Genomic DNA, 26,015 nt, shown 5'->3' with positions numbered 1-26,015 from the left:
CCGCCACGGACCTGACCGCCGCGCGCCCGGACCTCCGGCCGCGCTCTCCGCAGGACGCCGCGCCGTCCGTCGCGCAGGATGGCATCCAGGAGGCCGCCCCGGCCTCCGGCACCGTCCCGCCCCCCACCCCCGGTTCACCGTCGCGAATAGTGCTCCCGAACCAGCGCTCCGCCCCGGAGCGGACTCCGGCCCCGGCTCCGGCCGTGTCCGTCGCCCCGCCGCGGCGCCGCAAGCGCCGCTACCCCGTGATGGTGGCGACGGGCGTCGCCGCGCTGCTCCACGTCCTCTGGTTCTTCTGGTTCGCGAACGGCGGCGGCGACCTCGCGGCGCAGGACGCCTGGGCCGAGTTCGTCGGACGGCACCCCGACTCGGCGTACAACCTCGCCTGGTACGGGGGCATGCACCCGGTCTCGTACAGCGTGGTGTCGCCGTACGTGATGTCGGTGCTCGGCGTCCGCTCCACGATGATGATCGCGGGGACGCTCTCCGCCGCCCTGACCGCGCTGATCCTGGTGCGGGTGCCGGCCGTCCGGAACCCGATGGCCTGCTCGCTCGCGGGCGTCTTCGCCTTCCTCTGCAACGCGCTGTCGGGCCGGGTGACCTTCGGCCTCGGCATGATGTTCGCGCTCGGCGCGGTCGCCGCCGTCTTCTGCTGGCCGCACCGCTGGCGCCGCAAACGGTGGGCGAAGGCCGCGGTCGCGGCGCCGCTCGCCGGGCTCGCCACGGCGTGCTCCCCGGTCGCGGGCCTCTTCCTCGGCGTGGTGGCGGCGGCGCTCTTCCTGAACAAGCGGAGGCCGGGCGCGTACGCCATCGGCCTCGCCCCGGTCGCGGTCGTCGCGCTCTCCGCCTGGCTCTTCCCCTTCTCCGGCACGCAGCCGATGTCCTTCGGGTCGACGTCGCTGCCGCTGCTCTTCGGGATCCTCGTCCTCGTCCTCGTACCGAGGGACTGGCGCACCGTCCGCACGGCCGCCGCCTGCTACACCGTCGGCACCTTTCTGACCTGGCTGATCGACTCCCAGATCGGGTCGAACATCTCGCGGCTCCCGATGCTCTTCGCGGGCGTGGCGCTGCTCGCGGCGCTGCCGTACACGCGCCCGCGCTCGCGCCGCTGGTACGCGCTCGTCGTCGCCTTCCTCGGCCTCAACTTCTGGATCGGCTTCAAGGGCGTCGACGACGTGATCCGCACCCGCCCGGACGCCTCCTGGGCCTTCGAGGTGGCGCCGCTGATCAACCAGCTCCAGGTGCGGGAGGCGCGCAAGGCGCGCGTCGAGGTCGTCCCGGCGTCGAGCCACCGCGAGTCCGCGGCGCTCAGCCCGTACATCAACCTCGCGCGCGGCTGGAACCGCCAGGCGGACATGGAGCGCAACCCGCTCTTCTACGACGACACCCTCAGCGCCGTGAACTACCGCGAGTGGCTCCACCGCTGGGCCGTCCGGTACGTCGTCCTCCCGACCGGCGCTCCCGACTCGGGCGCCGAGCGGGAGGCCGAGCTGGTCGGCGAGGGCCTGCCGTACCTGAAGCAGGTCTGGTCCGACGCGAACTGGCGGCTGTACGAGGTCGCCGGCGCGACCCCGCTCGCCGACGCCCCGGCGCAGGTCCAGCGCGCCGCCGAGAACGAGGTCGTCCTCCGCCTGGACCGCCCGGCCCGGGTGAGGATCCGCGTCCCCTACTCCCCGTGGCTGGCGCTCATGGACGAGAACGGCGGCAAGCTGGAGCCCCCGCAGGAGACGGAGGAGTCCAAGCTGGCGCGCGAGGAGTCCGAGACGGAACTCCCGAGGGTCTTCGCCAACGAGCACGGCTGCCTGGTGAGGGCCGAGCCGGACGAGCAGGGCGACGAGTGGACGGAACTGGTCGCGCCCAAGGCGGGCACGTACCGTCTGGCCGCCCCGTACAAGCTGTTCCCGCGCGGCACGGCCTGCCCGGAGGAACTGCGCTGACCCCGTGCCCCGGGCGGGTCACCCGTAAGGAGGGCGAACCCGTCGGGGGACTGCTCGCCGGGCGGTACGGGCCCTAGGGTCGACCCATGCGGCAGGAACCAACTGAATCGGGGCGGGCGGACATGACGGACAGCACGGACGTGTCGACGGAGCCGAGGCCGGCCCCGGAAGCGGAGGAGGCCCCCCGGAAGGGCAGGCGCCGCACCCTCTCCCCGTGGCTGGAGTACCCCCTCCTCGCCGTCATCGCCCTGGGCCTCGCCTTCCTGATCAAGACCTTCCTGGTGCAGGCCTTCCTGATCCCCTCGGGCTCCATGCAGAACACGCTCCAGAAGGACGACCGGGTCCTCGTCGACAAGCTCACCCCGTGGTTCGGCTCGGAGCCCGACCGGGGCGAGGTCGTCGTCTTCCGCGACCCCGCCGACTGGCTCGCCGGCCACGAGATGAAGCCCCCGAGCACCGTCCAGAAGGCCCTCGGCTTCGTCGGCCTGATGCCCGCGGCCGGCGAACAGCACCTGATCAAGCGGGTCATCGGCGTGGCCGGCGACACCGTCGAATGCACCGGTACCGGCCCGCTCAAGCTGAACGGCACCCCGCTCACGGAGCCGTACGTGTACGCCGGCAACACCCCGTGCAGCGACGACGAGGGCGGCCGCTTCAAGGTCACCGTCCCCGCCGGCCACCTCTGGGTCATGGGCGACCACCGCCAGTTCTCCCAGGACTCCCGCTACCACCAGGACGACCCGCACGCCGGCATGGTCCCCCTCGACGACGTCGTGGGCCGCGCCATCGTCGTGGCCTGGCCGCTGCCCCACTGGTCGACCCTGCCGGTCCCGGACGCCTTCGCACCGGAGAACCGAGCAAGGTGATCGGCAAGGTGACCGGCAAGGTGGTCGGCAAGGTGATCTATTCACGCCATATGCGTTGAAGCGCCCGGCGGGGTCGGGTCCAATGGATCACCTTCACCAGGTGCGAGGACCACGGAAAGTCCGTCATGACCCACCCCGGCCAGTTGTACGCGCACGTGTCGCAGGCCAGGGTCGCGCCTCCCACGGCGGCGGAGCGCGCCTGGCTCGCCGGTCTCCAGAGCGCCCGCCATCCGGTCGACGCCGAGGGGCGCCGGCACGAACGGCGCGACGCGCCGCACACCCCGAGGGGCCCGCAGGCGCTCGCCCGGTTCGCGGAGGAGCGGGCGGACGCCTTCGCCGCCCCCCTCGGGGTGCCGCTCGCCACCGTCGAGGCGATCCCCGGCCGGACCGGTGACCCCCTGGTCCGCGCCCAGGCGGTGGGCCGGCTCATCGCCGCGGCCGAACGCGGCGTCGACCTCCGGCCCCGTTCCGCCCCCCGGCTGCCCGACGCCCTGGAGGTTGCCGGGGAGACAGGCGCCGTCCCCGGCAACCTCGTCGCCAACACCCGGCCGACCGGAGCCCCGCGTGGAGGTCGCGCTCCGGTACGACCGGGGGAACTGCGCATGGCGGGCCCGCAGACCACCCCCGGCCCCGTCGGCCTGCGCGACGACCCCTTCACCGGGGTGCGCGTCGAGGCCGGCACCCTCACCCTTCCCGCCGGCCCGGGCATCGGCGCCGCTACCCTCCATCCGACCCCGATCACCTGGGACAAGGACTGACATGAGCCTTCGCTGCGCCGTACTCGACGACTTCCAGCAGGTGGCCACCACCGCCGCCGACTGGAGCCCCCTCAAGGACCGGGTGGAGGTCGTCAGCTTCCCCGAACACTTCGCCACCGAGGACGAACTCGCCGCCGCGCTGGCCGACTTCGACATCGTCGTGACCCTCCGCGAACGCGTCCCCTTCCCCGCCTCCCTCCTCGACCGGCTGCCCCGCCTGCGCCTCCTCGTCGCCTCCGGCATGCGCAACAGCGTCATCGACCACGCCGCCGCCGCCCGCAACGGCGTCACCGTCTGCGGCACCGCCAGCACCTCCACCCCGCCCGTCGAACTGACCTGGGCCCTCCTCCTCGGCCTCGCCCGGGGCATCGTCACCGAGAACACGGCGCTGCGCACCGGCGGCCCCTGGCAGTCCACCGTCGGCGCCGACCTCCACGGCCGCACCCTCGGCCTCCTCGGCCTCGGCAAGATCGGCAGCCGGGTCGCCCAGGTCGCGCTCGCCTTCGGCATGGACGTCCAGGCCTGGAGCCAGAACCTCACCGACGAGCGCGCCGCCGAGGTCGGCGTCCGGCGGGCCGCCTCCAAGGAGGAACTCCTCGCCACCAGCGACTTCGTCTCCCTCCACCTCGTCCTCGGCGACCGCACCCGCGGCCTCCTCGGCCCCGCCGAACTGGCGCTCCTGAAGCCGACCGCGTACCTCGTCAACACCTCCCGGGCCGGCCTCATCGACCAGGACGCCCTCCTGGAGGCCCTGCGCGAGGGCCGCATCGCCGGCGCCGGCCTCGACGTGTACGACGTCGAACCGCTGCCCGCCGACCACCCGGTGCGCACCACGCCCCGCCTCCTGGCCACCCCGCACCTGGGCTACGTCTCCCAGAACAACTACCGCACCTACTACACGCACGCCGTCGAGGACATCGAGGCGTACCTGGCGGGCGCGCCGGTCCGCCTCCTCGGCTGAGCCTTCCTTCCCGCGCCCGGGCGCCACAGAGCCGCCTGGCGGCGACATGGTCTTCCTGTCCGACGGGGCGGGGTCCGGACCCGCTACAAGGACGCCGACGAGCTGAGCCGCCAGGGCCGCATGGTCCGCTTCGAGCCGCCGACCCTGCTGCCCGCGCTCGCCGTGCACACCCGGCACACCGGCCTCACCGCGACCGCGTCCACCACACGTACAACGAACCCCTCACCCTGGCCCGGCAGTTCGCCCCCCTCGACCACCTCGGCGCCGACCGCTCGGACTGGAACGTCGTGCCCTCCGCGACCGACGCCGAGGCGCGCGACCTCGCCCTCGGGGATGCCGGAAGGGCACCTACTGAATCAGTAGGTGCCCTTCTGCCTTGTGCCCCCGGCAGGATTCGAACCTGCGACACCCGCTTTAGGAGAGCGGGAGGGCGAACCTCGGCCTGACCTGCACAGACGCTGCGAGAGCTGGTCGACACCCCAGAGCCCGAACACGCCCCTCGTTCCCCGTGGTTCCCCGCTTGATCTGGCACGGATGTGGCACGGTCCTCGCCGGCACCTGTCAGTGCCTCGGTATAACGTCCACCTGCGCGCGGTCGGCTTCCGAGGTCTCCAGCTCTGTAGTGCAGCTGCATCCCTGGTTCTGTCCGGGGGCGGCCCGGTGCAAGCCCGGGACCCAACCGACGGGCAGGCTCCGCCGATGGCCAAGAGTGCCCTGCCAGCGCTGGCCGCGCGCGAACCTTCCTAGCTGGTCGCATGCGGCCACGGCTCCGGAGGGCGCGTCGTTTCGTGTATCGACACTGGTCAGGGCGCAGTTAGGGCCTTCGTGCGGCCTCACCGTCCACGCATAGGCCGCGCACCGGTGGCGGCTCAAGCTTCGTGCGCCGGCTCGTGGCCGCGGTCCTCGAACGGTTGGACCGTGCTCGATGCAGGTCTATAGGGCTCTGCGCTGATCGGGCTGCGTGACCAATCCGACCTGGCTGCGCCGAGGGGTGGGCCCGTGGGGTAATGATCCTCGTGGATCAGAACTCGCTGCGGAAGGTCGTTGAAGGCCAGCTCGTCCGCTTGGAGGGAAACGCGTTTCAGGACTGCATGGACCGGCTGGGCCTGGAGCTGCACCCCGGTGACTACCAACCGGTGCGGGCTGCGGGGCCGAGAGGTGACACAAAGAATGACGGCTACTGCCCAAAGGCCAGGGTGTTCTTCGCGGCGCATGCGACGCGCAAGGAGCGCCTCGACAAGACCAAGGCCAAGATTCGCGGGGACCTGGAAGGATGCCTACGGGAGCACCGCGATGTGAAAGTGTGGCGCTTCCTCACGAATGACACGGTGCCGGGCGAGGTCGATCAGTTCATCGACAATGAGCTACGCCCGTTTTACCCCGCTGTCGCTATCGAGGTGTGGGGTCTCAAGACGCTCGCCCTAGAGATCTGCAAGCTCAGGCGGGAGCAGGTCGACCGGATCATCGACATCGTCTCGACCGAAGAGCCCGCGTTTGAAGTCGTACCGCTCAGTCACATGAGGACGGGACGCGACCTCTGGCCGATCCTCTCCGGTTGCCTCGGGTGGCTCGAACACGTTGAGCCGGACGACTGCACTGAGGACGAGCAGGACCTCATTGATGACGCTGTTCAGACCTTCCGGGACTGGAGCGACATCTCATCTGACATAGAGCACTCCCGTGCTTCAGTGCGCGACGCCCAACGCGGCATCACCGCCATCATCAATGAGCTTCAGGAGAAGGGACTCGTTCTCTACGCTGGCAGCAGAGACAGATTCCCCTTTGTTGGCGGCCCGTCGCCGCTCTTGGGGAGGGTGGCAATCTTCAAGATCGCTCGGGAGGTCAGTGGGGGCGGCACGGCTGCCGACAGCTGACCGGTGAGCCCCGGACCTACCTCGCCTGGTCCGGACTCTGTGACCGATGTCCACGTACGCCTCTCTAGGAGAGCGGCTGTGTGCTCTGGCCTAGAGCTTGGCACCGTCCGGTGGCATGTCGGCGAAGCCGCAGTCGCGAGGCTGGTTGGCCGCATATGTTAGTGCGATGTCAATGTCCAAGTCGGCGATCCAGAAGCTCGGCAAGCGCCTAGAGGTCCCTGATGGAGCGACGGATGAAGCTCTCCAACTGCTAGAGGATCTGCTCATCGACTACGACGAGCTGCTATCTGCCGCGCGCGGGGTGATCGACAACCTCTGCGATGCCCTGGAGTGGCCCATCGGGGTGACCCACAGGCTCAAGACGACGGATACCTTGATCCAGAAGCTTCGCCGAGCCAAGGAGAAGGGGCAAAGCACGAACCTGGCTCGTGTCCAGGACATCGCCGGCATCCGGGTGTCTGGGGGCATAACTCTCGTGGAGCAGGATGACCTACGCGACATGATCATTGACGCCTTCGAGCGTCAGGGACACAAGTGCACAGCCAAGGACCGCCGCGAGGATCCGATGGTGGGCTACCGTGCGGTTCACGTGGTTGTAGCGCTTGGGGACCGTTACGTCGAGGTTCAGATCCGCACCACCGGCCAAGACCTCTGGGCCAACGTCTTCGAGCGGATCGCCGACATCTTCGGCCGCGAGATCAGGTACGGGAAGGACCCAGAGGTTGGCGGTGAGGCTGCCAAAGACGTCATCGCCAGCATGGAGGGCATCTCGGAGCGGCTGTACGGACTGGAAAAGATGGCTTACGAAGGAGTTGGCACCCATGGAGGGCGGGAAGCTACTCTGGAGGCTCAGAAGCCTCTGCTCGACGCACTCCGCAGCGTGCTAGAGCAGATCGAGACGATCAAGGGAGGGCTGCCTAGATGAAGTCGCTCAAGCACTTCCTGCTCGTCTACAACCGCCAGAGCGGCGAGACTGACGTTCGCCAGGAGTTCCCTTCCTCTGAGGGGCGTGCGGCACTCAGGGCTCGGTTCCAGCTGGAGCGAGAGTTTCGGGGCCAGGACACCGAGGTCGTCGTACTCACCGGTTCTTCGCTGGCTGCACTCAGGAAGACGCACTCGCGTTACTTCGGCTCCTCGACAGGCCGAGTGCTGACGGCTGCCTGAGCAGGCAGTAAGGGCGAAGGGTCACACTCTGTATCCAAGGCTTAATGCCACTTAGCCCCCCGGGTTACGCTCTGCCGCTACGCTGACCTCCGGTCGCAGAGCGTAACCCGGGGGGCTAAGTGGCAGGTTGTTTTTACCTGACCTTTACCATGGCGGAGGCGGATTCCCGCCCTACCTGGCTGCCCACCCTTAACTCCCATCCCGTCTGCCGTCGACCCACACACCGTGGAGCACGCCCGGTGCCGTGTCTGCTCGGCTCTGCCTGGGTCGACGGCGGGCGGGATGGGAGTTCCCCACCGCTACACCCCACCGGCCGGCACCCGCCCGCGGGCCCCTCCCATCCCGGAGTCTGAGCGCCCCCGCCGGAGGCATGTCGGTGACCTGAGGAACCGGCGGCCGTTGGGGCTCGGACTCATGCTCTTGGGCCTATCCCGTCTTGCAGGGGCGGGCGTCGGCGCAGCGGGGGCGGAGCGGGCCGAAGGCAGGAGCGGCGCCCCGAGCGGAGCCGGGAAGCCCGCCCGGCGGAGCGGAGCGCAGCCGGGTGCTTGATGAGGTAGAGAAACCTGTAACAGCTTCCCCGGAACGGGCGCTCTTGTGGGCGTAGTCGGCAGGTGCTGCCATAGGTGTGGGGATCTGTCTGCAGGGGGGGCGACGGATGAGTGGTCTCACGGTGAAGTCGTGGAAGCGGCACGGCAGGGATCGGCTGTACGTGAATCTCCCGGACGGGACTGCGGTCGCATGGGCGGATCGCGCAACCGGAACCGTAACGATCAAGGTGAGGCAGTATCAGGGGGAAGCACTGGTCCTGCTTCGTGCGCATCTCGGCGATGGGCTCACTGTCGATACGGCTGGTTCGGCAAGCTCGGCTTCGCCTGCCGACGCTCCTCCTCGTCAGACGCTACCTCCTCCCAACGGTGCGACGCCGCCGGCATCCCTCCCGCCCCTCACCCCCAGCGAAGATCTCGCCAGGAATCCACCAGGCGCTCGGCTCATCGGACCCATGGCTGAGCGGGGGCCATCCTCAATGCAGCGACTCCGTTCGAAACTGCTGAGGCAGCCTTCGGAGTGGGACAGCTTCTACACCGGGCTCAAGGGGGAGAGGAAGGTCGGGCGGGAGCTGGCTCGCTTATCCCGTTCCGGCTGGCACGCGCTCCACGGGATCCAGAAGGGCAACGGCGGCGACATCGATCATTTGCTGATCGGGCCGGGCGGGGTGTTCACGATCAACACCAAGACCCACCGCGGGGCGGCGGTCTGGGTAGGGGACACCATGGTCAAGGTCAACGGGGGTCCCCCTCGCCCCTACGCCGCCGCGAGCAAGACTGAGGCGGACTTCGTTCGACGAGCCCTTCAGCGGTACTGCGACTTCGACGTGCCGGTCGAACCCATGCTGGTCTTCGTGGGCGTGGAGTCCCTACGCCAGTCCAACCCTCAGGGCGCGGTCCGCGTCTGCCAAGAGCGGGAGATAGCAGCACTGGGGCCACTCACTGGGCGTCTCACCGCCGAACAGGTCGAGGCCGTCTACGCGGTGGCTCGTCACCGCCGGGTCTGGCTGAGGGGCTGACCCTGATCGTTGCGGAGAAGGCGGCTGGTGAATCCGGCGTCGCGCAGACGCTCGTACGCCGCGGTCACTTCTGCCGGCATCGGCTGGCTGATCATGAAGCCCTGCTCCGGATAGACGAGGAGCCGCTGCAGGGCGCCTACCAGCATGTCGATTACCAAGCGGGGATCACCGATCGAGCCGACGTAGTCGTGGAGCGTCATCGGGCTTGAGGCGCTCACGATCTCGACCTCGGGCCACAACTTCCTGGCTGTGGCGTACGCGCGGCGTTCCTCGTACGGCTTGCTGATCAGCAGGACGGAGGTCACCTCGACGCCGGCCTCGGCGAGCAGGTCTCGGGAGAACCGAATGTTCTCCCCGGTGTTCCGGGCACGCGGTTCCACGAGCACGGCCGATGCCGGGACGCCGAGTTCGAGGGCCCGCTCGTGGTAGTGGACAGCTTCGCCGCGGGGCATGCGTTCCCGTGTCGTGGGGCTGGTGGCTCCAGTGAAGACGAGAAGGGGAGCCAGGCCGCGCCGGTACAGGTCGACTGCGGTGTCGGCTACGCCAAGGTCGTGGCTCCCGAGACCGATCGCCACCGAGCAGGGCCGGGGGGCGTGCCCCATCTGGTGGTACTCCCAGAGGAGTCGCGTGTCGGCCCAGTCCTGCGTCGAGATCACTGCTGGCCTTCCTGAGGCTGTGCCGAGTCGGGGACCTTGAAGTCGTACTCCCACGCGAAGCGCGACGCCGCGTGTACCCCGATCGCGAACTCGACCACGGTGCCGGCGGCCGTGTACGTCGTGCGGTGGAGCTCGACCACGGGTTCGCCAGGGGGAAGCTGGAGCATCCGCACTTCCTCTGCCGTCGGGGTGCGGGCGAACAGGGATTCCTTCATGTGGTCGATCTCGTATCCAGCGTCGTAGAGGACGCGGAATCCGCCGCCCCTGCCGGCCGGTCCGGGAGTCGGGTCGACCAAGCGAGTGCCCTCCACGTGCTCGGGGCGGTAGTAGCTGGTCAGCGAATGAGTCGGCTGGTCGCCTTCCTTGACGAGTCGGGCCCGCGCGTAGACCGGTGCCCCCGCCTCCAGGCCGTGGGCTGCCGCCACAGCGGACGGTGCCTCGACAAGGCTGACGGTCTGAGTCTGCTCGTTCCGGCGGTACGCCCGGCCTGAGGCGACACGATCCGCGATGAAGGCGACCTCGTCACCGTCGCGCCACTTCGCCTTGTCGTACCGGGCGATGCCGAGCCGCTTGAGCGGTACGCGTTCGCGGACGACGGTCCCGTGGCCCCGGGAAGAGGTGACCAGCCCTTCGGCTTCCAGCGCCTTGTAGGCGGCGTGAACCGTGGCCTTCGAGCCCTCTCCCGCCTCGACCAGCTCTCTGATCTGCGGCAACCGCTGACCAGGCTCGTACTCACCCCTCCGGATCTGCTCAGCCAGCTTGTCTGCCAGCTCCCGCCACTTGGGCGCCATCTCGAACCCCTTTCAACAGGAACCAGTCAAACACAGCCCTAGGACTGTTGACAGTCCTAGGACTGCTGGGCACTATCTACTCAAGCGCTCGCAGTCCTAGGACAGCGAGTGCCGCGGTCTCATTTGGGCTGCCCCACAACGTAGGAGTGCTGATGCCGTCCTTCAAGATCGACCTTTCTAGCGCTGTCGTGTTCGTCGCGACCGCTCCCACGCCGAAGCTCGTGAGCAAGCAGACCGGTGAGCGTGCCACGGACCGGGAGACCGGTGCCGGTCTCTCCACGGTGGGCCTGCTGATCTCGGACGAGGGGGAGGGCAACCTCTACCAGGTGACGGTCCCGGAGACCGGTCTCCCCGACGGGCTGATGCCGGGTATGCCGGTGTCGGTCATCGGGCTGAAGGCCCGGGACTGGGAGAACACGTTCAACGGCCAGACCCGCCACGGCATCTCCTTCCGCGCCGTCGCGGTCACCCCGATGGGCGCCTGACCATGGCTGACATCTCGACCTTATGGGAGGTCGGCCTCCCGCTCGCCACAACCGCCGGCGGCCTTGGCTACGCCAAGGTCCGAGCGCCCCGGGTGTTCTGGTCGCTGATCGGTCTGCCGGTTACGCGGGTGCGGTTCGCGATGACGTATCACGCGACGATGGACGTGTGCGGGCTGACGGTGCAGCCGTCCCGCCTGCGGGCGTTCATGGTCCGCAACGTCGCCCGCCGCTCCGAGGTCCAGCCTGTGCCGCCGAAGGTCCGCCGCGTACGGGGCACTTCGACCGGGATGCGGGTCACCCTGCGGCTCCCGGCCGGTCTGGAGCCCGCCGACGTGATGGCGGCCTCCGAACGCCTCCGGCACGCCTGGGGCGTCCACTCCGTGCACGTCGTGGAGACCAAGCCCGGGTTCGTGGAACTGCGGATGACCGGCTACGACGTTCTGCGCCGGGTCCGGATGCCGCGCTCCCGGCGGCGTCTGTCGGGTTCGTTGGCGGTGCCGGTGGCGCTGCGGGAGGACGGGTCGGCGTTCGTACGGGACTACCTGAAGGTCCCGCACGCGCTGACCCTCGGTGCGAACCAGTCCGGCAAGTCGATGTATCAGCGCAACCTCATCGCCCAGCTCGCCCGCCTCGACGTGGCCCTGGTCGGCATCGACTGCAAACGGGGTGTGGAACAGCGCGGGTACGCGCCCCGCCTGTCGGGGTTCGCCACCACCCCCGAGGAAGCGTCCGGCCTGCTCGACGTCCTGGTCGGGGAGATGGAAGACCGCTTCGACCTGCTGAGCTTCGCCGGGGTCGCCGACATCTGGGCCCTGCCCGAGACCGCACGTCCGGTCCCGGTCGTGGTCCTGGTGGACGAGGTCGCGGAGCTGTTCCTCGTCGCGGGGAAGAAGGACGAGGAACGCCGGGACCGGATGGTCATGCAGATGATCCGGCTCGGGCAGATGGCCCGCGCGGCCGGCATCTACCTGGAGGTGTGCGGGCAGCGCTTCGGCTCGGACCTCGGCCGCGGCGCGACCACCCTGCGGGCCCAGCTCACCGGCCGGGTCGTGCACCGGGTCAACGACAAGCAGACCGCCGACATGGGACTCGGGGACATCGCCCCGGACGCGGTCGTGGCCGTGACCGCGATCCCGCCGGACCGGCCCGGCGTCGCGGTGGCCGGTGACACCTCCGGCGGCTGGACCCGCATCCGTACCCCCGAACTGTCCGCCGCCGAGGTCGCCGACATCTGCGCCCAGCACGCTGACCTCACCCCGGACCTTCCCGCCCTCGCCGCCTACCGCCCGGCCCAGACCGACGGCATCGCCCTCGACGTCGTGGAGTCCGACCCGCTGGTCAAGCCCGCCCCGGCCACCTCGTAACACCCCCTGCTCCCTCGGTCGGCGTGACCGTCTCACGCCAGGTCCCTACCCGACCCATGCCCGAAAGGAGGCGGCCGCGTGTTCCGCCCCTTCCGTCTCGACGCCGTCCTGATCCAGGCCGTCATCGCCGGGGCCCTGTCCTTCGCTCACCTGCACGACCTGGCCGAGGCGGCCGGGCAGGACGGATGGAAGGCGTGGGCCTACCCGGTCTCCGTCGACCTCCTCCTGGTCGCCGCCTGGCGCCGGATGCGCACCGACAGCGGCAACCGGGACGCCTGGCTCTGGTTCGCCATCGCCCTCATCGCGTCCCTCGGCGCCAACGTCGCCACCGCCGGACTCCTCGACATGAACGACGTCCCGGCCTGGCTGCGGATCCTCGTCGCCGGATGGCCCGCCATCGCCTTCCTCGGCGGCACCCTCCTCGCCCACGCCCATCCCACCTCCGAACCCACCTCGGCCCCGGAACCCGCACCGGTCCCGGAGCCGGTGGCCGAAGTGACCGTGGAACGGGCGCCGGAACCGGCGCCCGAACTTCCGCCGGCCGAACCCGAACCGGTGGGGATCCAGCCGGAACCTGCCGCGCAGGAAGAACAGCTCGGACCCGCGCCCGTTCCTGCGGTGCCAGCTGTGGCGGTGCCGCCCGCGCTGATGGCTCACGCCCAGAAGATCGCGGACGCGCACCGGGCTCAGACCGGGCGGCCGATCGACGCGGAAACCCTCCGCACCCGCCACGGCATGCCCTCTGCCCTCGCCGACTCCATCGCCCTTCAGCTCGCCTGACCCAGGAAGGAGGTACGTCCCGTGCGACCCAACCGCTTCCACAACGTCATCAAGATCGGCCCGGTGCAGGTCGGCACCCACCGCGACGGCCGCGGCCGGACCAAGCACACCGCCGTGTGCACGGCCCCCGGCTGCGACTTCTCCGCCGACTACAACACCCGCGCCGCCGCCGAACTCGCCGCCCGCACCCACCGCTGCCAGCCCCGCTGAACCCGAAGGAGCCCGTCCCATGGACGTCCCGCTCTGGCTCGCCCTGATCGTCGTCGGTGGCCTCGGAATCAAACTCATCCGCCCGCCCTGGTGGCTCGTCGCCGCCCTTCTCCTCGGCGGCTACCTCCTCGCCGACAGCCTCCTCACCCCGGTCATCGACCCCATCGCCAAGTAGGGAGACCCCGCCATGCTCCAGCCCCGCATCCCGGTCAACCCGCTCCCGCCCGTCCACCCCATCCCCCCGACCCGAACCGAACCGGTGACCACCCCGACCCCGATCGTGGTCCCGGCCCCCGCCCCCGCCCCGTCCACCACGCCCCGCGGCTCGGTCCAGCTCACCCCCGGCAGCGCGGTCGCCCTCGCCGCGGGTGGTGGCGCCGTCGTCCTGGTCGTCGGCGCCGTCCTGGTCTCCATGCTCCTCGCCGTCGCCATCAGCGCCGCGTCCATCGCCGTCGTCGCGGTCGTGCTCCGGCTCCTGGTCCGCGACATGCAGAAGGGTCGGTAGCTGCCGTGGACACGCAGACGATCGCGGCGGCGGGCTTACCGGCTCTGGGCTGGGCCCTGCACGGCGGGCTGCTCTGGCGCCGCCTGGCCACCGCCCGCCGCGACCCGCTCACCGGCCTGCACACCCGCGCCGGATGGACCGCCCGCGCCGACCACCTCATGAGCAAGCACCCGAACGCGCTCGTGGTCCTGGTCGACCTGGACGACTTCAAGGCCATCAACGACACCCACGGCCACGCCGCCGGCGACACCGTCCTCACCACCACCGCCGACAGGCTCGCTGACTGGTGCGGCCGTCACGGCATCGCCGCCCGCCTCGGCGGAGACGAGTTCGCCGCCATCGTCACCGACCCCGCTCGCACCCCCGGCCTCGCCGAGCTCCGGGCCGCGCTGGACGAGCCGATCACCCACCGCGGGCACGCCCTGCCGGTCTCCGCTTCGGTCGGGCACTGCCACCGCGACCAGCTGCCGGTCCCGGTCCTCACCGACGCCCTCTCGGCCGCCGACGCGTCGATGTACGCGGTCAAGGGCCACGGCAGGCGCAACACCCGCTAGCGGCCCCCGGGGCGGCCTCGGTCGCCAAACTTCCGCCGCCCCGGGCGCCTTCACCCCATTCCAGATCCACCGGACCCGAAAGGGAAACCTCATGATGCCCCAGACCCCGCCCGCCCGCGTCTGCTCCCACTGCGACGGCTTCCCCGTAGTCCACATCACCACCGGCACCACCCAGGACGGCCAGCGCCGCACCCTCGCCGCCACCTGCCCCGCCTGCAAGGGCACCGGCACCCGCACCGCCCCCACCGCCCTCGCCCGCGCCGGGAAGTGACGGCCTTGACCGACACCGCCCTCGCGGCGGGCCTGGACCCGGCGACCCTGAGCGACCTGCTCCGGGTGGCCGGGTCCCCCGGCTTCGACCGCCTCACCGAACAACTCCGCCGCACCGGCGGCTGCACCGCCCCCATCCGTCTCACCGGCGGCACCAAGCTCCTCGACCCCGCCACCCGCACCGTGATCCACGCCTACACCACCGACGCCGAACCCGGCGGCATCCTCCGCGTCGCCTGCGGCAACCGCCGCGCCTCCCGCTGCCCGGCCTGCGCCTGGACCTACGCCGGCGACACCTACCACCTCATCCGCGCCGGCCTCGTCGGCGACCTTGGCAAGGGCACCCCGGAGACCATCCGGGAACACCCGCGGGTTTTCGCCACCCTCACCGCCCCGTCCTTCGGCCCCGTCCACAACCGCCCCGGCACCCGCCCCTGCCGCTGCGGCACCCGTCACCCCGAGGACGCCCCCGCGCTGGGCACTCCGCTCGACCCGGACACGTACGACTACACGGGCGCTGTGCTGTGGAACAACCACGCCTCCGAGCTGTGGCGCTACTTCACGATCTACCTCCGTCGCGAGATCGCCGCCCGCGCCGGCCTCACCCAGAAAGCCGCCCGCGAACAGTCCCGCGTCTCCTTCGGCAAGGTCGCCGAGTACCAGAAGCGCGGGGCCGTCCACTTCCACGCCGTCATCCGCTTCGACGGCCCCGACGGACCGGACACCCCGCCTCCGCACTGGGCCACCCTCGACCTTCTCACCGACGCCATCCACGCAGCCGCCGCCCGCGTGCGCGTGGTCGTTGACGCTGCCCCCGCTCACGGCATCGGCCAGGACCTGACGCTCACCTGGGGCACCCAGCTCGATGTGCAGCCCATCGGTGCCTTCGGCCAGGGTGAGGAACTGACCGAGCAGGCCGTGGCCGCCTACGTCGCGAAGTACGCCACCAAGGCCGCCGAGACCACGGGCACCGTCGACCACCCGGTCGGCAACAAGGAAGCCCTCGTCCTCCTCGGCGTCCCGGATCACCCCCGGCGCCTGATGGAAGCCTGCATGGACCTCGACACCGCTTACCCGGACCGGCGGCTCCGCGCCTGGGCCCACATGCTCGGCTTCCGCGGCCACTTCTCCACCAAGTCCCGCGCCTACTCCACCACCCTCGGCGCCTTACGCCAGGTCCGCGCCAACTACCGCGCACAGCAGCAACGCACCGCCCTCGGCCTGCCCGACCCCGACGAGCACCCGGAGTCCACCCTCCTCGTCGTCGCCCACTGGGCCTACGCCGGCCACGGCCGCACCCCCGGCGAATCCTGGCTCGCCGCCAACATCCGCCGCGACATCCAGCACAACCGCGAACACGCGAAAGAGATCCGAACCGAAGTCGAAGCAACCCCTGAAGGGGAGTGGTGACCATGTCCGTCCGTCTGCTCACCGTGGACCAGGTCGCCGAACTCCTCGGCACCTCCGTCCGGTTCCCTCGGCGCCTGATCGAGGAACGGCGCATCACCTTCGTCAAGGTCGGGCGGCACGTCCGCATCCCGGAGCCCGCGGTGCAGGCGTACATCGAGACCCACACCGTGCAGCCCATCGTCCGGCGTTTCGGGAAGGTGGCGTGATGGCGAACCGCAAAGGCCGGCGCCGCCGGTTCGGGACCGTGCGGCAGCTCGCGTCTGGCCGTTGGCAGGCCCGCTATCGCGACCCTCTGTCCGGCGAGACGAAGGCCGCGCCGCAGACCTTCGCGACGAAGACCGACGCGGATGTGGGCTGACCACCATCGAGGCGGAGATCGTCCGGGGCACTTATCAGGCACCCGACGCGGGCAAGATCGCCTTCGGCCCGTACGCCGATGACTGGCTGAAGCACCGCAAGCTGGAGGACCGTTCCCGGGAGCGGAACGAGGGCGTGCTCCGGTTGCACATCAAGCCGACCTTCGGCACCGGAACCCTTGCCGCCATCACCACACCCCGCGTCCGGGCCTGGCGTACCGCCCTGCTGGAAGCCGGCGTGGGCGAGCCCACCGTGGTCAAGGCGTACCAGCTCCTGAGAGCGATCCTCAACACGGCGGTCGACGACGAGCTGATCCGCCGCAACCCGTGCCGCATCAAGGGAGCCGATCATTACGACGTGCCAGAGCGTCCCGTCCTCACGGTCGCTGAGGTGTACGCCGTGGCCGACGCCATCCAGGCTCGATACCGGGCGCTCGTCCTCCTCGCGGCCTTCACCACGCTCCGGTTCGGTGAGCTGGCCTCGCTGCGACGCCGGGACCTCGACCTGAGCCGCTGTGTGGTCCTCGTCCGCCGGGCCCAGTCGGAGCTTCAGAACGGGAAGCTCGCCGACAAGGCGCCGAAGTCCGCCGCCGGCGTCCGGCCGGTCGCCTTCCCCGCTGAACTCGTCCCCGAGCTGACTCACCACCTGGAGTGCTTCGCCGCGGCCGGGCAGGACGGTCACCTCTTCCAGGGGCCCCGTGGCGGTCTGCTTCGGCGGAGCAACTTCCGCGACGACTGGACGGCCGCGCGCGCAGAGGCCGGCGTCTCCGGTGACGTGCACTTTCACGATCTTCGCCACACCGGGAACACGCTCGCCTCCAGCGCCGGCGCGAGCACGCGTGAGCTGATGACGCGGATGGGGCACAGCACGACCCGGGCCGCGCTGATCTATCAGCACATGACGAGCGACCGTGATCAGCACATCGCGGGGAAGCTCGGGGAGATGATCCGCCGGTCCCGTGGGGAGGGTGATTCGCCGCCTTCTGGCACGTAGGTGGCACGGGCGTGATCATGCGAAAGGGCCAGCTCCGGGGAAAAACCCCTGTGAGCTGGCCCTTCGGCTTGTGCCCCCGGCAGGATTCGAACCTGCGACACCCGCTTTAGGAGAGCGGTGCTCTATCCCCTGAGCTACGGAGGCGGGGATGGCGGGTCACAGCCTAGCGGATGGGGGGTGGTGGGGGCGCCTCGGTTTGTGTGTGGGGGTGATTACGGGGTGCGGGGGGTGAGGGTGGCGGCCGCGGTGAAGGAGAGGTGGTCGTTCTGGGTGGCCTGGATCTCGACCGTGCGGGTGGGGGTGGGGAGGGTCGTGATGTAGCAGGGGGCGTCCAGCTCGATGTAGCGGTGGAACGTGGTGTGGAGGCCGGTGAGGACGGCGGTGGGGTGGCCGTCGGAGGTGGTGTGGTGGGCGGCCTGGCGGGCGGCTTCGATGAGGAGCATGCCGGGGGCGTGGTCGACGGGGTGGTCGAAGAGCACCGGGTGCGTGGGGTCGATGCGCAGCTGGGTCCGGTGGGGGGCCGGGGTGGGGGCCAGGACGACGTCGGTGCGGCGGTCGCGGTCCACGTGGTGGGGAGGCAGTGGGGACGGCGCGGGGAGGGCCGTGGAGAGGGCGCGGGCGGTGTCGGCGTACGGGCCGCGGAGCCGCTGGTAGAGGTGGGGCGGCTGGTTGGTGAAGGCGGCCTGGGCGGTGCCGAGGGGGGTGCCGTCGCGGGTGAGCTCGACGTGCATCGTGAGGCCGTGCAGGCGGCGGGCGCGGCGGGTGACGTCGGTGCACCGGACGTGCATGTCGACCTCGGCCGGGGTGGCGCCGACGGCGAGGGCGTCGGGGTCGAGCGTGAAGGAGAAGGTGTTCCAGATCTGGCGGTGGCCGAAGGGCACGTCGTAGGCGACGTGGCTCAGCAGCGGGACGGCCTGGCGGACGGTCTCGGCGAGCAGCAGCGGGTCGTGGCGGCCGTCGGTGGGCGCGTAGAACGCGTGGGTGCGGGGCCACTGGGCGGTGACGGTGAAGGTGTCGGGACCTTCCGTCTTCCAGCCGGTGAGGAGGACTTCGGAGTGCGCGCTCTTGTGCACGTACTCCCTCGGTAACGCGCTGCTCAGACCCGCGTGGTTCACGGTGGCGGTGTGGTCGACGTATGGAGTCATCGGATTCCCCCAGGTGTCGTGCGCAGTGTGGATGGCCCTGACCGGGCACACGCTCTAAAATAGAGGATGTTCGTTTTTTTTGTCGAGAGGGGAGCGGGACGGTGGCAGATCGGAACCGACAGAGGACGCCGCAACCGAGGGCGGTGCAGACCAGGGCGGTGATCCTGCGCGCCGCGGCCGAGGTGTTCGACGAGTTCGGGTTCAGCGGGGCCAGCATCAGCAAGATCATGAAGCGGGCCGGCGTCACCCAGGGGGGCATGTACTTCCACTTCGGCTCCAAGGAGGAGCTCGCCTACTCCGTGATGGTCAGCCAGGGAGAGGGCCTCGACTTCCCCAAGGGGGAGGACGGGCTTCAGCGGCTCATCGACATCACCCTGTACCTGGCCGTCGAGCTGCGGCGCAATCCGCTGCTCCGCGCCGGGGTCCGACTCGCCGTCGAGCAGGGCGAGTTCGGGCTGCGTGACGATGTGGCGTACCAGGCCTGGGTGCTGGAGTTCCGGCAGCAACTGCGGTTCGCCCGCGCCAGGGGCGAGCTCCTGCCCGGGCTCGACGACGAGGACTTCGCCTGGGTGCTCGTGAGCTCCTTCACCGGTGCGCAGCTGTTCTCCCAGGTGTCGTCCGAGCGCCGCGACCTGCCCCAGCGGGTCGTCTCCCTGTGGCGCTACCTGCTGCCCGCAGTGGCCGTGCCCGAGATCCGGGACTCGCTGCGGTTCGATCTGCCTGATGCGGGGGCGGAGTTGGGGGTGGACGAGGGCGTTCAGGGCGTCGAGGTGCCATAGCCGTCGTGTGAATCGGCGGTCTGCGGGCGGGTGGGATGGAAGCGCGGGTAGCGTCCGGCGGCGTCCCTCCCCTCCGCCTGAAGGAGCTCGACGTGTCGAAGGTCTTGCCGTCCCCCGCTGTCTCGCTGGCCGCGATCGTGAAGGCGTACGACGTCCGCGGGATCGTGCCCGACCAGTGGGACGAGGAGGTCGCCGGGCTCTTCGGCGCCGCCTTCGTCCGCGTCACCGAGGCCGACGCCATCGTCGTCGGCCACGACATGCGCCCCTCCTCGCCCGGCCTCTCCGACGCCTTCGCCCGCGGTGCCGCCCGCCTCGGCGCCGACGTCACCCTCATCGGGCTGTGTTCCACCGATCAGTTGTACTTCGCCTCCGGGAGTCTGGGTCTGCCCGGTGCGATGTTCACCGCCTCGCACAATCCGGCCCGGTACAACGGCATCAAGATGTGCCGTGCCGGCGCCGCGCCCGTCGGGCAGGACACCGGCCTCTCCGACATCCGCGCCCTCGCGGAGCGCTGGCTCGTGGAGGGTGCCCCCGAGGCCGCCGCCACGCCCGGGACCGTCACCGAGCGGGACACCCTCGCCGACTACGCCGCCCACCTCAAGGCGCTCGTCGACCTCACCGCGATCCGCCCCCTCAAGGTCGTCGTCGACGCCGGCAACGGCATGGGCGGCCACACCGTCCCCACCGTCTTCGACGGCCTCCCGCTGGACACCGTTCCGATGTACTTCGAGCTCGACGGCACCTTCCCGAACCACGAGGCGAACCCCCTCGACCCGAAGAACATCGTCGACCTCCAGGCCCGTGTCCGGGCGGAGGGTGCCGACCTCGGTCTCGCCTTCGACGGGGACGCCGACCGGTGCTTCGTCGTCGACGAGCGAGGCGAGCCCGTCTCCCCCTCCGCGATCACCGCCCTCGTCGCCGCCCGCGAACTCGCCAAGCATCCCGGTGGGACAGTCATCCACAACCTGATCACCTCCTGGTCGGTCCCCGAGGTCGTCCGCGAGAACGGCGGCGTGCCCGTCCGCACCCGCGTCGGCCACTCCTTCATCAAGGAGGAGATGGCGAAGACCGGGGCGGTCTTCGGCGGCGAGCACTCGGCGCACTACTACTTCAAGGACTTCTGGAACGCCGATACGGGCATGCTCGCCGCCCTCCACGTGCTCGCCGCCCTCGGAGGCCAGGAGGGGCCGCTGTCGGAGCTGGTCGCCTCGTACGACCGGTACGCCGGCTCCGGCGAGATCAACTCCACCGTCGCCGACCAGACCGCCAAGGCCGCCGAGATCAAGGCCGCGTACGAGGGCGAGGACGGCGTCGTCCTCGACGAGCTCGACGGTCTCACCGTCACCTCGGCCGACTGGTGGTTCAACCTCCGCGCCTCCAACACCGAACCCCTCCTCCGCCTCAACGTCGAGGCGCGGGACGCCGTGATCATGGGCAAGGTCCGCGACGAGGTCCTCGCCCTGCTCCGGGCCTGATCCCGGAGCTCCCGGCGCGCCTTCCCGGCCGTGGCGGTCATGCCGCGCCGGGGAGGCGGTGGCGGCGCACGGGCACGGGGGCGACGTCGTAGGCGTACGCCGCCGAGACCAGCGTCATGTGGTGGTGCCAGCCGGGGTACGAGCGCCCCTCGAAGTCCAGGAGGCCGTACGCGTCGGCGAGGCGGCGGGTCGTCGCGGCGGGTGCGCCCTGGTGGAGGGTCAGGTGGAGGAGGTCGTCCATCCGGTGGCGGGTGAGGGTCGTGAGCCAGAAGGGGCCGTTGCGGCGCTGGCTGAACAGACGGCAGGGCTGCGGAAGGTCGGGGAGGCGGACGAGGGTCGAGTGGACCCGCATCGCCTGGGGGTGGCGTAGCCGGCCGAGGGTGGCGACGCCGGCGGCCGTGAGTTCGGTGCCGGTGGGGAGGCCGGCGGGGGTGAGCGTGAGCGTCGGCGGGACGGCGACGAGCAGGTCCCAGCCGCGGGACGCCAGCGCGGCGACCAGCTCTCCCGCCCGCGCGGTCCGGCTCAGGTCCGCGACCAGGGGTGCGCGGGGCGCGTCCCGGACGGCGTCCGCGAGGTCCAGGATCAGCGAGGCGGGGGAGCGGTAGGAGGTCGCGGGGTCTATCCGGGCGCGGCGGCGCCGGTCGGCGTCGGTGACCCAGGCCTCCGGGAGCAGCAGCCGCCAGTCGACCGGGATGCCGGTGGTCTCGTCGAGGCAGGCGAAGATCCCGAGGCCGAGCTGGCAGTTGAGGGTCCGTCCGGCGGCCGGGTCGAACCGGCGGTGCACGCCGACGGAGTGGGAGCCGCGCTTGGGCAGGACCGCCTGCCCCACGGTCCAGGCGGCGGGGGTGTGGCGCTCGCCGACCCAGCGCAGGAGCTCGCGGCGGGCGGGCTCCCACTCCCAGGGGCTCGCGTTGATGAACTGCTGGAGCGACTGGTACGCGGTGGGGGAGTCCGTGACCGAGGCGGCGAGCTCCCGTACGGACTTCTTGCCGGGTGCGGTCAGCAGCCCCTGGAGGTAGACCCGCGCCCAGCGCCGCTGGTCGGCGCGGGACAGATGGCCGAAGAGCCGCTCGGTGAAGCCGGTCAGGGCCAGGTCGTCGGTGGGTAGTGGCGTGGGCCGGGTCGTGGGCCGGGACGTGGGCTCGGGCGTGGGCTCGGGCGTGGGCTGGGGTAACTCCTTGTGCGGCCTCTCCGTGGCTGCTCTGGGAGCCAGGGGCAGGGTCAGTGCCGTCATCTCTCCGCCTCCTCGGTAACGGCCGACGGGTGCGTCGGCCGGGCGGGATCCATCGGTCCGTCGATCGATCCGTCCTTGCAGAATACAGAACGATCGTTTTTTTTCGAGTGTTCCTCTGGTCTTCGAGGGGCGACTTGGGCAGGTTGGGGGAGGGCGCCCGGCGGAGCACCCGGGGTGGGTGACGTCTTCGCCAAGTAGCCCTCGCGTCGGGGTGCGCGTGCGGGCAGGCTGCGGTGCCGCTGACCCTTCGGGGACGGCGCGCGACGACGCGCGCCGACGTGGTCGACGCGTGTATCGACGCGTATCGGCGGGGCAGTGACGATCCGAATGGCAGTGATGAAGCAGTGATGAATACGTGGTGAAACAAACGCGCGCCGTGCGCACCCGCCAGCAGCTCCTCTCCGCGGCCGCGGTCGAATTCGACCTGCACGGTTACGAGGGGACCTCGTTCTCCCGGTTGAGTCGGCGCGCGGGCATTTCCGTGGGTGCGGTCACCTTCCATTTCGAGGCGAAGGCCGATCTCGCCGCCGCCGTGGTGCAGCGCGGAACGGCCCTGACCCGGGGCGTCGCCGGCGATGCCGCGCGGCGCGGCGGCCGGGCGGTCGACGCCGCCTCCGTCCTGCTGCTCTCCCTCGGCGCGCTCGTCGAGCGCGAGGCGGCCGTCCGGGCCGCGATCCGGCTCGGCCAGGAGGGCGGGCGGCCGGGGCCGTCGTGGTGCGGCGCCTGGCTCCCGTCCTTCCAGGCGTTACTCGAACAGGCCGCCGCGAGGGGGGAGCTGGCGCCGGGCGTCGAGCCCCGCCCGGTCGCCGGGCTCGCCTGTCACCTGCTGTCCGGCACCGCCTGGCGCGTCCGGCGGCGGCCCACCGCCCTGCCCGGCCGCGCGCTGGAGGAGCTGCGCGAGCTGTGGCGGCTCGTCTGCCGGGGGGTGGTCGCGGAGCCGTACGCGGAACCCCACGCAGCCGGCCCGCACGGCGAGCTCCGGGCCACCGTCCCGTACGGCGGCGGTCGGGCGCCGTCCGTCCCGCCGCAGGCCGGTCCCTGACCCCCTGCCCCCTGGCCCCCCGGACCCCCTGGCCCCCGGACCCCCTGCCTCCCTGGGCCTCGCCCGCCCGCCCCATACCCCGACCCGTACCCCCGACCCGTACCCCGCCCCGGCCGTCGCTCTATCGCGGTCGGGGCTTTGCGTATGAGCGCGGGAAACGCCATCGGAATGCCCGGAATGCCTCGTACCGCATTTACGGAATTCGACTCACGGCGGCCGGGGCGACTTTGACGAAATGCCGAAGTGGGGTCCGGGGGAACGGCGGGAAGTGCTTTTTCCGGGCCTGATTCCCTAGCCTCGCCACCATGTCGAACACACCTTCCCCCATCACCAAGGCGGTCATTCCCGCGGCCGGTCTCGGCACCCGGTTCCTGCCGGTCACCAAGGCCACGCCGAAGGAGATGCTGCCGGTCGTCGACAAGCCCGCCATCCAGTACGTCGTCGAGGAGGCGGTCGCCGCCGGCATGCCGGACATCCTCATGGTCACCGGCCGCAACAAGCGGGCCCTGGAGGACCACTTCGACCGCAACCACGAGTTGGAGGAGGCCCTGGCCCGCCGGGGCGACCAGGACAAGCTGGACAGCGTCTGCGCCTCCACCGAACTGGCCGACATCCACTACGTGCGCCAGCGTGACCCGCTCGGCCTCGGGCACGCCGTCCTGTGCGCCGCCCCGCACGTCGGCGACGAGCCCTTCGCCGTGCTCCTGGCCGACGACCTCATCGACCCCCGCGACCCCCTCCTCGCCCGGATGACCGAGGTCCGCGAGCGCCACGGCGGCAGCGTCGTGGCCCTCATGGAGGTCGGGCCCGACCGCATCCACCAGTACGGATGCGCCGCCGTACGCCCCCTGGCCGGCAGCGACGGCGTCCGCGTCACCGACCTGGTGGAGAAGCCCGCCCCCGGCACCGCGCCCAGCAACCTCGCCGTGATCGGGCGCTATCTGCTCGACCCGGAGATCTTCGCCGAGCTGCGCCGCACCCGTCCGGGGCGGGGCGGCGAGATCCAGCTGACCGACGCGCTGCGCGGGCTCGTCGAGCGCGGCCGGCCCGTGCACGGCGTCGTCTTCGGCGGCCGCCGTTACGACACCGGCGACCGCGCCGAGTACCTCCAGGCCACCGTCCGTCTCGCCTGCGAGCGCGACGACCTCGGGCCCGGATTCCGGTCCTGGCTGCGGGACTTCGTCGGCGCCCAGGAGCTCGTGGGTGTCTGACCGGCACGTTGTTCCGGTGGTGGGCGACTGCGCAAGACCCGCGGTCGCCCACCACCGGCCGCCCCGTGGCGGTGAGTTGCCAGAGTCGCGCCGGGAGCCCGCGCCCGATGCAGGTTACCGAACGGTAGTTACTTACTGTCCTTCTGGATACGCCGAACGAACCCGGCGCCCGGGCCACTCCCGGAAGGAGGTGAACCCATGAACCTGAACCTGAACCTCAGAAAGCTCCCCACCCCCCTCGCGCGCACCACCCCGATCGCCGACGCCGCCGGCGCGGTGGTCAGGGTGCCGACCGCGACCCTGCGGACCGCCGACTCGCCGCGGACCGTCGGACTCGACGAGGAGTACGCACGCACCCTGGCCACCGCCGAAGGTCCCTACCGGCCGCTCCTCGTCCACCGCGCCACCATGCGGGTCATCGACGGCACCCACCGGCTGCGCGCCGCACGGCTCCGCGGGCAGCACACCGTCGACGTCGTGTTCTTCGACGGCAGCGCCGAGGACGCCTTCGTCCTCTCCGTGGAGGCCAACATCCGCCACGGACGCCCCCTCACCCGCAGGGAGCGCACCACCGCCGCCCTGCGGATCCTCCGGACCCACCCGGACTGGTCCGACCGCTTCCTGGCCGACCGCACCGGGCTGTCCGCTCGGACCGTCGCCGCACTGCGCGTCCGGGCGACCGGGCCGACAGCGGTGGACGGCAGGATCGGCCGCGACGGCCGCATCCGGCCCCTGGACCCGGCACGCGGCCGGGAGGCCGCGGCCCGGCTCCTCGCCGACCACCCCCAGGCGTCGCTCCGGGAGATCGCCCGCGCGGCCGGCATCGCCCCGTCGACCGTACGGGACGTCCGGCGCCGGATCGGCGAAGGCGCCGACCCCGTGCCCGCCGGCCAGCGCCGCGCCCGCCCCCCGCTCCACGACGCGAGCGGCGGCCTGTCCGGCGTACCCGGTGGATCCGGTGGATCCGGTGGACCCGGATCGACGGGCAGGGCAACCGGCTCGTCCAGTACGTCCGACGGCGGTGCCGGCCAGCGGCTCGCCGCCCTGGTGCCCGCCCTCTGCAAGGACCCCCTGCTCCGCCTCAGCGAGGCGGGCCGGCTCCTGCTGCGGATGCTGGACCTCCAGGTCAGCGCCCTGCGCCAGCGGGAACGGATCGTCGCCGCGGTCCCCCCGTACCGCGCAGAGACGGCGGCCGCCGCAGCCGCCCAGTGCGCACAGGTCTGGCAGGAACTGTCGGACGAGCTCCGCCGCCGGGGCTCCGCCGAGTCCTCCGCCTGAACTGAACGCGCGCCGCACCACCCCGAGTTACCCCTCACCCCCTCACCCCCTCACCCCCTCACCCCCTCACCCCCTCACCCCCTCACCCCCCCCACGTTCCCCGTTCCCCCCATCCCCTGCTTCTCCGTGTTCGTGTGAAAGGACTGGTTGGTCATGTCGGTTGTCGAGAGTGCGCGTCCGGGTTCGGGTGCGAGCGCGTCGGCGAGTGGTGGTGCGGCCGGTGGGCCGGTACCGGAGAGGCTGGACGGCCGGCTCAAGCTCGTCCTGGTCGTCCTGCTCGTCGCGCAGTTCATGCTCGCGGTGGACTTCTCCATCCTCAACGTCGCCCTGCCCGTCATCGGCGAAGGCCTCG

General features: G+C 71.1%; 29 protein-coding genes, 1 tRNA gene and 1 pseudogene. 26 read left to right on the top strand and 5 right to left on the bottom strand.

Translation table 11 applies throughout. The features are described from left to right. The first annotated feature begins 248 nt into the window (after positions 1 to 248). From HHL19_RS34055 to HHL19_RS37925, 8 genes are all read left to right on the top strand, one after another. Positions 249 to 1,937 (top strand): MFS transporter, encoded by a 1,689-nt coding sequence (locus HHL19_RS34055; RefSeq protein ID WP_169094362.1) that lies wholly within the window; start codon positions 249 to 251, stop codon positions 1,935 to 1,937. A gap of 122 nt (positions 1,938 to 2,059) precedes the next feature. Next, the gene (gene lepB, locus HHL19_RS34050; protein ID WP_206325826.1) at positions 2,060 to 2,803 is read left to right on the top strand and encodes a signal peptidase I; all 744 of its coding nucleotides are present in this window, start codon (positions 2,060 to 2,062) and stop codon (positions 2,801 to 2,803) included. A 125-nt stretch (positions 2,804 to 2,928) separates the two neighbouring features. Continuing rightward, on the top strand, positions 2,929 to 3,561 hold the full coding sequence (locus HHL19_RS34045; protein WP_169094261.1) for a hypothetical protein: 633 nt from the start codon (positions 2,929 to 2,931) through the stop codon (positions 3,559 to 3,561). 1 nt (position 3,562) lies between these two features. Further along, positions 3,563 to 4,522, top strand: a complete 960-nt coding sequence (locus HHL19_RS34040; RefSeq protein ID WP_169094260.1) for a D-2-hydroxyacid dehydrogenase family protein — start codon at positions 3,563 to 3,565, stop codon at positions 4,520 to 4,522. A 1,007-nt stretch (positions 4,523 to 5,529) separates the two neighbouring features. Beyond that, positions 5,530 to 6,396, top strand: coding sequence for a hypothetical protein (locus tag HHL19_RS34035; protein ID WP_240982049.1), 867 nt, complete (start codon positions 5,530 to 5,532; stop codon positions 6,394 to 6,396). A gap of 166 nt (positions 6,397 to 6,562) precedes the next feature. Continuing rightward, positions 6,563 to 7,321 (top strand): RelA/SpoT domain-containing protein, encoded by a 759-nt coding sequence (locus tag HHL19_RS34030; protein WP_169094259.1) that lies wholly within the window; start codon positions 6,563 to 6,565, stop codon positions 7,319 to 7,321. After that, entirely contained in the window at positions 7,318 to 7,560 is a 243-nt protein-coding gene (locus HHL19_RS34025; protein WP_169094258.1) for a hypothetical protein, read from the top strand. Before HHL19_RS34030 ends, HHL19_RS34025 begins: the two co-directional genes overlap by 4 nt. Before the next feature lie 1,024 nt (positions 7,561 to 8,584). Further along, complete coding sequence (locus tag HHL19_RS37925) at positions 8,585 to 9,124, top strand: nuclease-related domain-containing protein (RefSeq protein WP_240982048.1); 540 nt, start codon at positions 8,585 to 8,587, stop codon at positions 9,122 to 9,124. Here the strand turns inward: HHL19_RS37925 and HHL19_RS34015 are convergent. Both HHL19_RS34015 and HHL19_RS34010 read right to left on the bottom strand, forming a co-directional pair. Next, positions 9,097 to 9,780: a YdcF family protein gene (locus HHL19_RS34015; RefSeq protein ID WP_169094256.1), complete on the bottom strand. Its 684-nt coding sequence runs from the start codon at positions 9,778 to 9,780 to the stop codon at positions 9,097 to 9,099. The genes HHL19_RS37925 and HHL19_RS34015 overlap by 28 nt on opposite strands. Continuing rightward, positions 9,777 to 10,571 (bottom strand): GntR family transcriptional regulator, encoded by a 795-nt coding sequence (locus tag HHL19_RS34010; protein WP_169094255.1) that lies wholly within the window; start codon positions 10,569 to 10,571, stop codon positions 9,777 to 9,779. The genes HHL19_RS34015 and HHL19_RS34010 overlap by 4 nt, the downstream gene beginning before the upstream one ends. Before the next feature lie 152 nt (positions 10,572 to 10,723). Here HHL19_RS34010 and HHL19_RS34005 point away from each other — a divergent pair, with 152 nt between their 5' ends. The 12 genes from HHL19_RS34005 to HHL19_RS33955 all read left to right on the top strand — a co-directional run bounded on the left by HHL19_RS34005 (position 10,724) and on the right by HHL19_RS33955 (position 17,499). After that, positions 10,724 to 11,056, top strand: a complete 333-nt coding sequence (locus HHL19_RS34005; protein WP_169094254.1) for a hypothetical protein — start codon at positions 10,724 to 10,726, stop codon at positions 11,054 to 11,056. A gap of 2 nt (positions 11,057 to 11,058) precedes the next feature. Continuing rightward, the gene (locus HHL19_RS34000) at positions 11,059 to 12,420 is read left to right on the top strand and encodes an FtsK/SpoIIIE domain-containing protein (protein WP_169094253.1); all 1,362 of its coding nucleotides are present in this window, start codon (positions 11,059 to 11,061) and stop codon (positions 12,418 to 12,420) included. A gap of 78 nt (positions 12,421 to 12,498) precedes the next feature. Next, positions 12,499 to 13,200, top strand: a complete 702-nt coding sequence (locus HHL19_RS33995) for a DUF2637 domain-containing protein (RefSeq protein WP_169094252.1) — start codon at positions 12,499 to 12,501, stop codon at positions 13,198 to 13,200. Between the two features lie 21 nt (positions 13,201 to 13,221). Then, positions 13,222 to 13,410 carry a mobile element transfer protein gene (locus HHL19_RS33990; RefSeq protein WP_169094251.1) on the top strand — a complete coding sequence of 63 codons (189 nt, stop codon included), beginning with the start codon at positions 13,222 to 13,224 and terminating at the stop codon, positions 13,408 to 13,410. Positions 13,411 to 13,429: 19 nt separating this feature from the next. After that, positions 13,430 to 13,585 (top strand): hypothetical protein, encoded by a 156-nt coding sequence (locus HHL19_RS33985; RefSeq protein ID WP_169094250.1) that lies wholly within the window; start codon positions 13,430 to 13,432, stop codon positions 13,583 to 13,585. Positions 13,586 to 13,597: 12 nt separating this feature from the next. Next, positions 13,598 to 13,915, top strand: coding sequence for a SpdD-like protein (locus tag HHL19_RS33980; RefSeq protein WP_169094249.1), 318 nt, complete (start codon positions 13,598 to 13,600; stop codon positions 13,913 to 13,915). Between the two features lie 5 nt (positions 13,916 to 13,920). Further along, on the top strand, positions 13,921 to 14,469 hold the full coding sequence (locus HHL19_RS33975) for a GGDEF domain-containing protein (protein WP_169094248.1): 549 nt from the start codon (positions 13,921 to 13,923) through the stop codon (positions 14,467 to 14,469). Between the two features lie 91 nt (positions 14,470 to 14,560). After that, positions 14,561 to 14,740, top strand: a complete 180-nt coding sequence (locus tag HHL19_RS33970; protein ID WP_169094239.1) for a hypothetical protein — start codon at positions 14,561 to 14,563, stop codon at positions 14,738 to 14,740. A 5-nt stretch (positions 14,741 to 14,745) separates the two neighbouring features. Next, entirely contained in the window at positions 14,746 to 16,149 is a 1,404-nt protein-coding gene (repSA, locus tag HHL19_RS33965) for a replication initiator protein RepSA (protein WP_169094247.1), read from the top strand. Positions 16,150 to 16,151: 2 nt separating this feature from the next. Continuing rightward, positions 16,152 to 16,355 carry a helix-turn-helix domain-containing protein gene (locus HHL19_RS33960; protein ID WP_169094246.1) on the top strand — a complete coding sequence of 68 codons (204 nt, stop codon included), beginning with the start codon at positions 16,152 to 16,154 and terminating at the stop codon, positions 16,353 to 16,355. Beyond that, positions 16,355 to 16,507, top strand: coding sequence for a hypothetical protein (locus HHL19_RS38630; RefSeq protein ID WP_346768569.1), 153 nt, complete (start codon positions 16,355 to 16,357; stop codon positions 16,505 to 16,507). The genes HHL19_RS33960 and HHL19_RS38630 overlap by 1 nt, the downstream gene beginning before the upstream one ends. Beyond that, entirely contained in the window at positions 16,504 to 17,499 is a 996-nt protein-coding gene (locus HHL19_RS33955; protein ID WP_346768566.1) for a tyrosine-type recombinase/integrase, read from the top strand. The genes HHL19_RS38630 and HHL19_RS33955 overlap by 4 nt, the downstream gene beginning before the upstream one ends. A 71-nt stretch (positions 17,500 to 17,570) precedes the next feature. Here HHL19_RS33955 and HHL19_RS33950 read toward each other — a convergent pair. Both HHL19_RS33950 and HHL19_RS33945 read right to left on the bottom strand, forming a co-directional pair. After that, a tRNA-Arg gene (locus tag HHL19_RS33950) sits at positions 17,571 to 17,643 on the bottom strand. Between the two features lie 68 nt (positions 17,644 to 17,711). Beyond that, positions 17,712 to 18,644 (bottom strand): ScbA/BarX family gamma-butyrolactone biosynthesis protein, encoded by a 933-nt coding sequence (locus HHL19_RS33945; RefSeq protein WP_169094245.1) that lies wholly within the window; start codon positions 18,642 to 18,644, stop codon positions 17,712 to 17,714. A 101-nt stretch (positions 18,645 to 18,745) separates the two neighbouring features. On the opposite strand from HHL19_RS33945, the gene HHL19_RS33940 reads away from it, so the two are divergent. Further along, positions 18,746 to 19,423: a ScbR family autoregulator-binding transcription factor gene (locus HHL19_RS33940; RefSeq protein ID WP_169094244.1), complete on the top strand. Its 678-nt coding sequence runs from the start codon at positions 18,746 to 18,748 to the stop codon at positions 19,421 to 19,423. A gap of 92 nt (positions 19,424 to 19,515) precedes the next feature. Then, a complete protein-coding gene (locus HHL19_RS33935) occupies positions 19,516 to 20,898 on the top strand; it encodes a phosphomannomutase/phosphoglucomutase (RefSeq protein WP_346768558.1) in 1,383 nt (460 codons plus the stop codon). A gap of 37 nt (positions 20,899 to 20,935) precedes the next feature. Here the strand turns inward: HHL19_RS33935 and HHL19_RS33930 are convergent, their stop codons facing one another. Beyond that, on the bottom strand, positions 20,936 to 22,132 hold the full coding sequence (locus HHL19_RS33930; RefSeq protein ID WP_240982047.1) for a transposase: 1,197 nt from the start codon (positions 22,130 to 22,132) through the stop codon (positions 20,936 to 20,938). Positions 22,133 to 22,508: 376 nt separating this feature from the next. Between HHL19_RS33930 and HHL19_RS36920 the strand changes: the two genes are divergently transcribed. The 4 genes and pseudogenes from HHL19_RS36920 to HHL19_RS33910 all read left to right on the top strand — a co-directional run. After that, positions 22,509 to 23,174, top strand: coding sequence for a TetR/AcrR family transcriptional regulator (locus HHL19_RS36920; RefSeq protein WP_206325969.1), 666 nt, complete (start codon positions 22,509 to 22,511; stop codon positions 23,172 to 23,174). Between the two features lie 305 nt (positions 23,175 to 23,479). Next, a complete protein-coding gene (galU, locus tag HHL19_RS33920; protein WP_169094243.1) occupies positions 23,480 to 24,385 on the top strand; it encodes a UTP--glucose-1-phosphate uridylyltransferase GalU in 906 nt (301 codons plus the stop codon). Positions 24,386 to 24,583: 198 nt separating this feature from the next. Further along, positions 24,584 to 25,663, top strand: a complete 1,080-nt coding sequence (locus HHL19_RS33915) for a ParB N-terminal domain-containing protein (protein WP_169094242.1) — start codon at positions 24,584 to 24,586, stop codon at positions 25,661 to 25,663. A gap of 153 nt (positions 25,664 to 25,816) precedes the next feature. Then, positions 25,817 to 26,015 (top strand): annotated as a pseudogene (locus tag HHL19_RS33910) (MFS transporter); the annotation flags it as partial.

Origin of the sequence: Streptomyces sp. R302 (genome assembly GCF_012927245.1) — a bacterium.
Taxonomy (GTDB): Bacteria; Actinomycetota; Actinomycetes; order Streptomycetales; family Streptomycetaceae; genus Streptomyces.
This window is presented reverse-complemented; position numbering and strand designations above follow the sequence as displayed.

Excerpts from the sequence above, each read along its gene's own strand:
- galU (WP_169094243.1), top strand. The coding sequence starts at position 23,480 with ATGTCGAACACACCTTCCCCCATCACCAAGGCGGTCATTCCCGCGGCC.
- lepB (WP_206325826.1), top strand. The coding sequence starts at position 2,060 with ATGACGGACAGCACGGACGTGTCGACGGAGCCGAGGCCGGCCCCGGAA.
- HHL19_RS34000 (WP_169094253.1), top strand. The coding sequence starts at position 11,059 with ATGGCTGACATCTCGACCTTATGGGAGGTCGGCCTCCCGCTCGCCACA.
- HHL19_RS34035 (WP_240982049.1), top strand. The coding sequence starts at position 5,530 with ATGATCCTCGTGGATCAGAACTCGCTGCGGAAGGTCGTTGAAGGCCAG.
- HHL19_RS34045 (WP_169094261.1), top strand. The coding sequence starts at position 2,929 with ATGACCCACCCCGGCCAGTTGTACGCGCACGTGTCGCAGGCCAGGGTC.
- HHL19_RS34010 (WP_169094255.1), bottom strand. The coding sequence starts at position 10,571 with ATGGCGCCCAAGTGGCGGGAGCTGGCAGACAAGCTGGCTGAGCAGATC.
- HHL19_RS33930 (WP_240982047.1), bottom strand. The coding sequence starts at position 22,132 with ATGACGGCACTGACCCTGCCCCTGGCTCCCAGAGCAGCCACGGAGAGG.
- HHL19_RS33970 (WP_169094239.1), top strand. The coding sequence starts at position 14,561 with ATGATGCCCCAGACCCCGCCCGCCCGCGTCTGCTCCCACTGCGACGGC.
- HHL19_RS33915 (WP_169094242.1), top strand. The coding sequence starts at position 24,584 with ATGAACCTGAACCTGAACCTCAGAAAGCTCCCCACCCCCCTCGCGCGC.
- HHL19_RS33980 (WP_169094249.1), top strand. The coding sequence starts at position 13,598 with ATGCTCCAGCCCCGCATCCCGGTCAACCCGCTCCCGCCCGTCCACCCC.
- HHL19_RS33985 (WP_169094250.1), top strand. The coding sequence starts at position 13,430 with ATGGACGTCCCGCTCTGGCTCGCCCTGATCGTCGTCGGTGGCCTCGGA.
- HHL19_RS37925 (WP_240982048.1), top strand. The coding sequence starts at position 8,585 with ATGCAGCGACTCCGTTCGAAACTGCTGAGGCAGCCTTCGGAGTGGGAC.
- HHL19_RS34055 (WP_169094362.1), top strand. The coding sequence starts at position 249 with ATGGTGGCGACGGGCGTCGCCGCGCTGCTCCACGTCCTCTGGTTCTTC.
- HHL19_RS34025 (WP_169094258.1), top strand. The coding sequence starts at position 7,318 with ATGAAGTCGCTCAAGCACTTCCTGCTCGTCTACAACCGCCAGAGCGGC.
- HHL19_RS33960 (WP_169094246.1), top strand. The coding sequence starts at position 16,152 with ATGTCCGTCCGTCTGCTCACCGTGGACCAGGTCGCCGAACTCCTCGGC.
- HHL19_RS34030 (WP_169094259.1), top strand. The coding sequence starts at position 6,563 with ATGTCAATGTCCAAGTCGGCGATCCAGAAGCTCGGCAAGCGCCTAGAG.
- HHL19_RS34005 (WP_169094254.1), top strand. The coding sequence starts at position 10,724 with ATGCCGTCCTTCAAGATCGACCTTTCTAGCGCTGTCGTGTTCGTCGCG.
- HHL19_RS38630 (WP_346768569.1), top strand. The coding sequence starts at position 16,355 with ATGGCGAACCGCAAAGGCCGGCGCCGCCGGTTCGGGACCGTGCGGCAG.
- HHL19_RS33945 (WP_169094245.1), bottom strand. The coding sequence starts at position 18,644 with ATGACTCCATACGTCGACCACACCGCCACCGTGAACCACGCGGGTCTG.
- HHL19_RS34040 (WP_169094260.1), top strand. The coding sequence starts at position 3,563 with ATGAGCCTTCGCTGCGCCGTACTCGACGACTTCCAGCAGGTGGCCACC.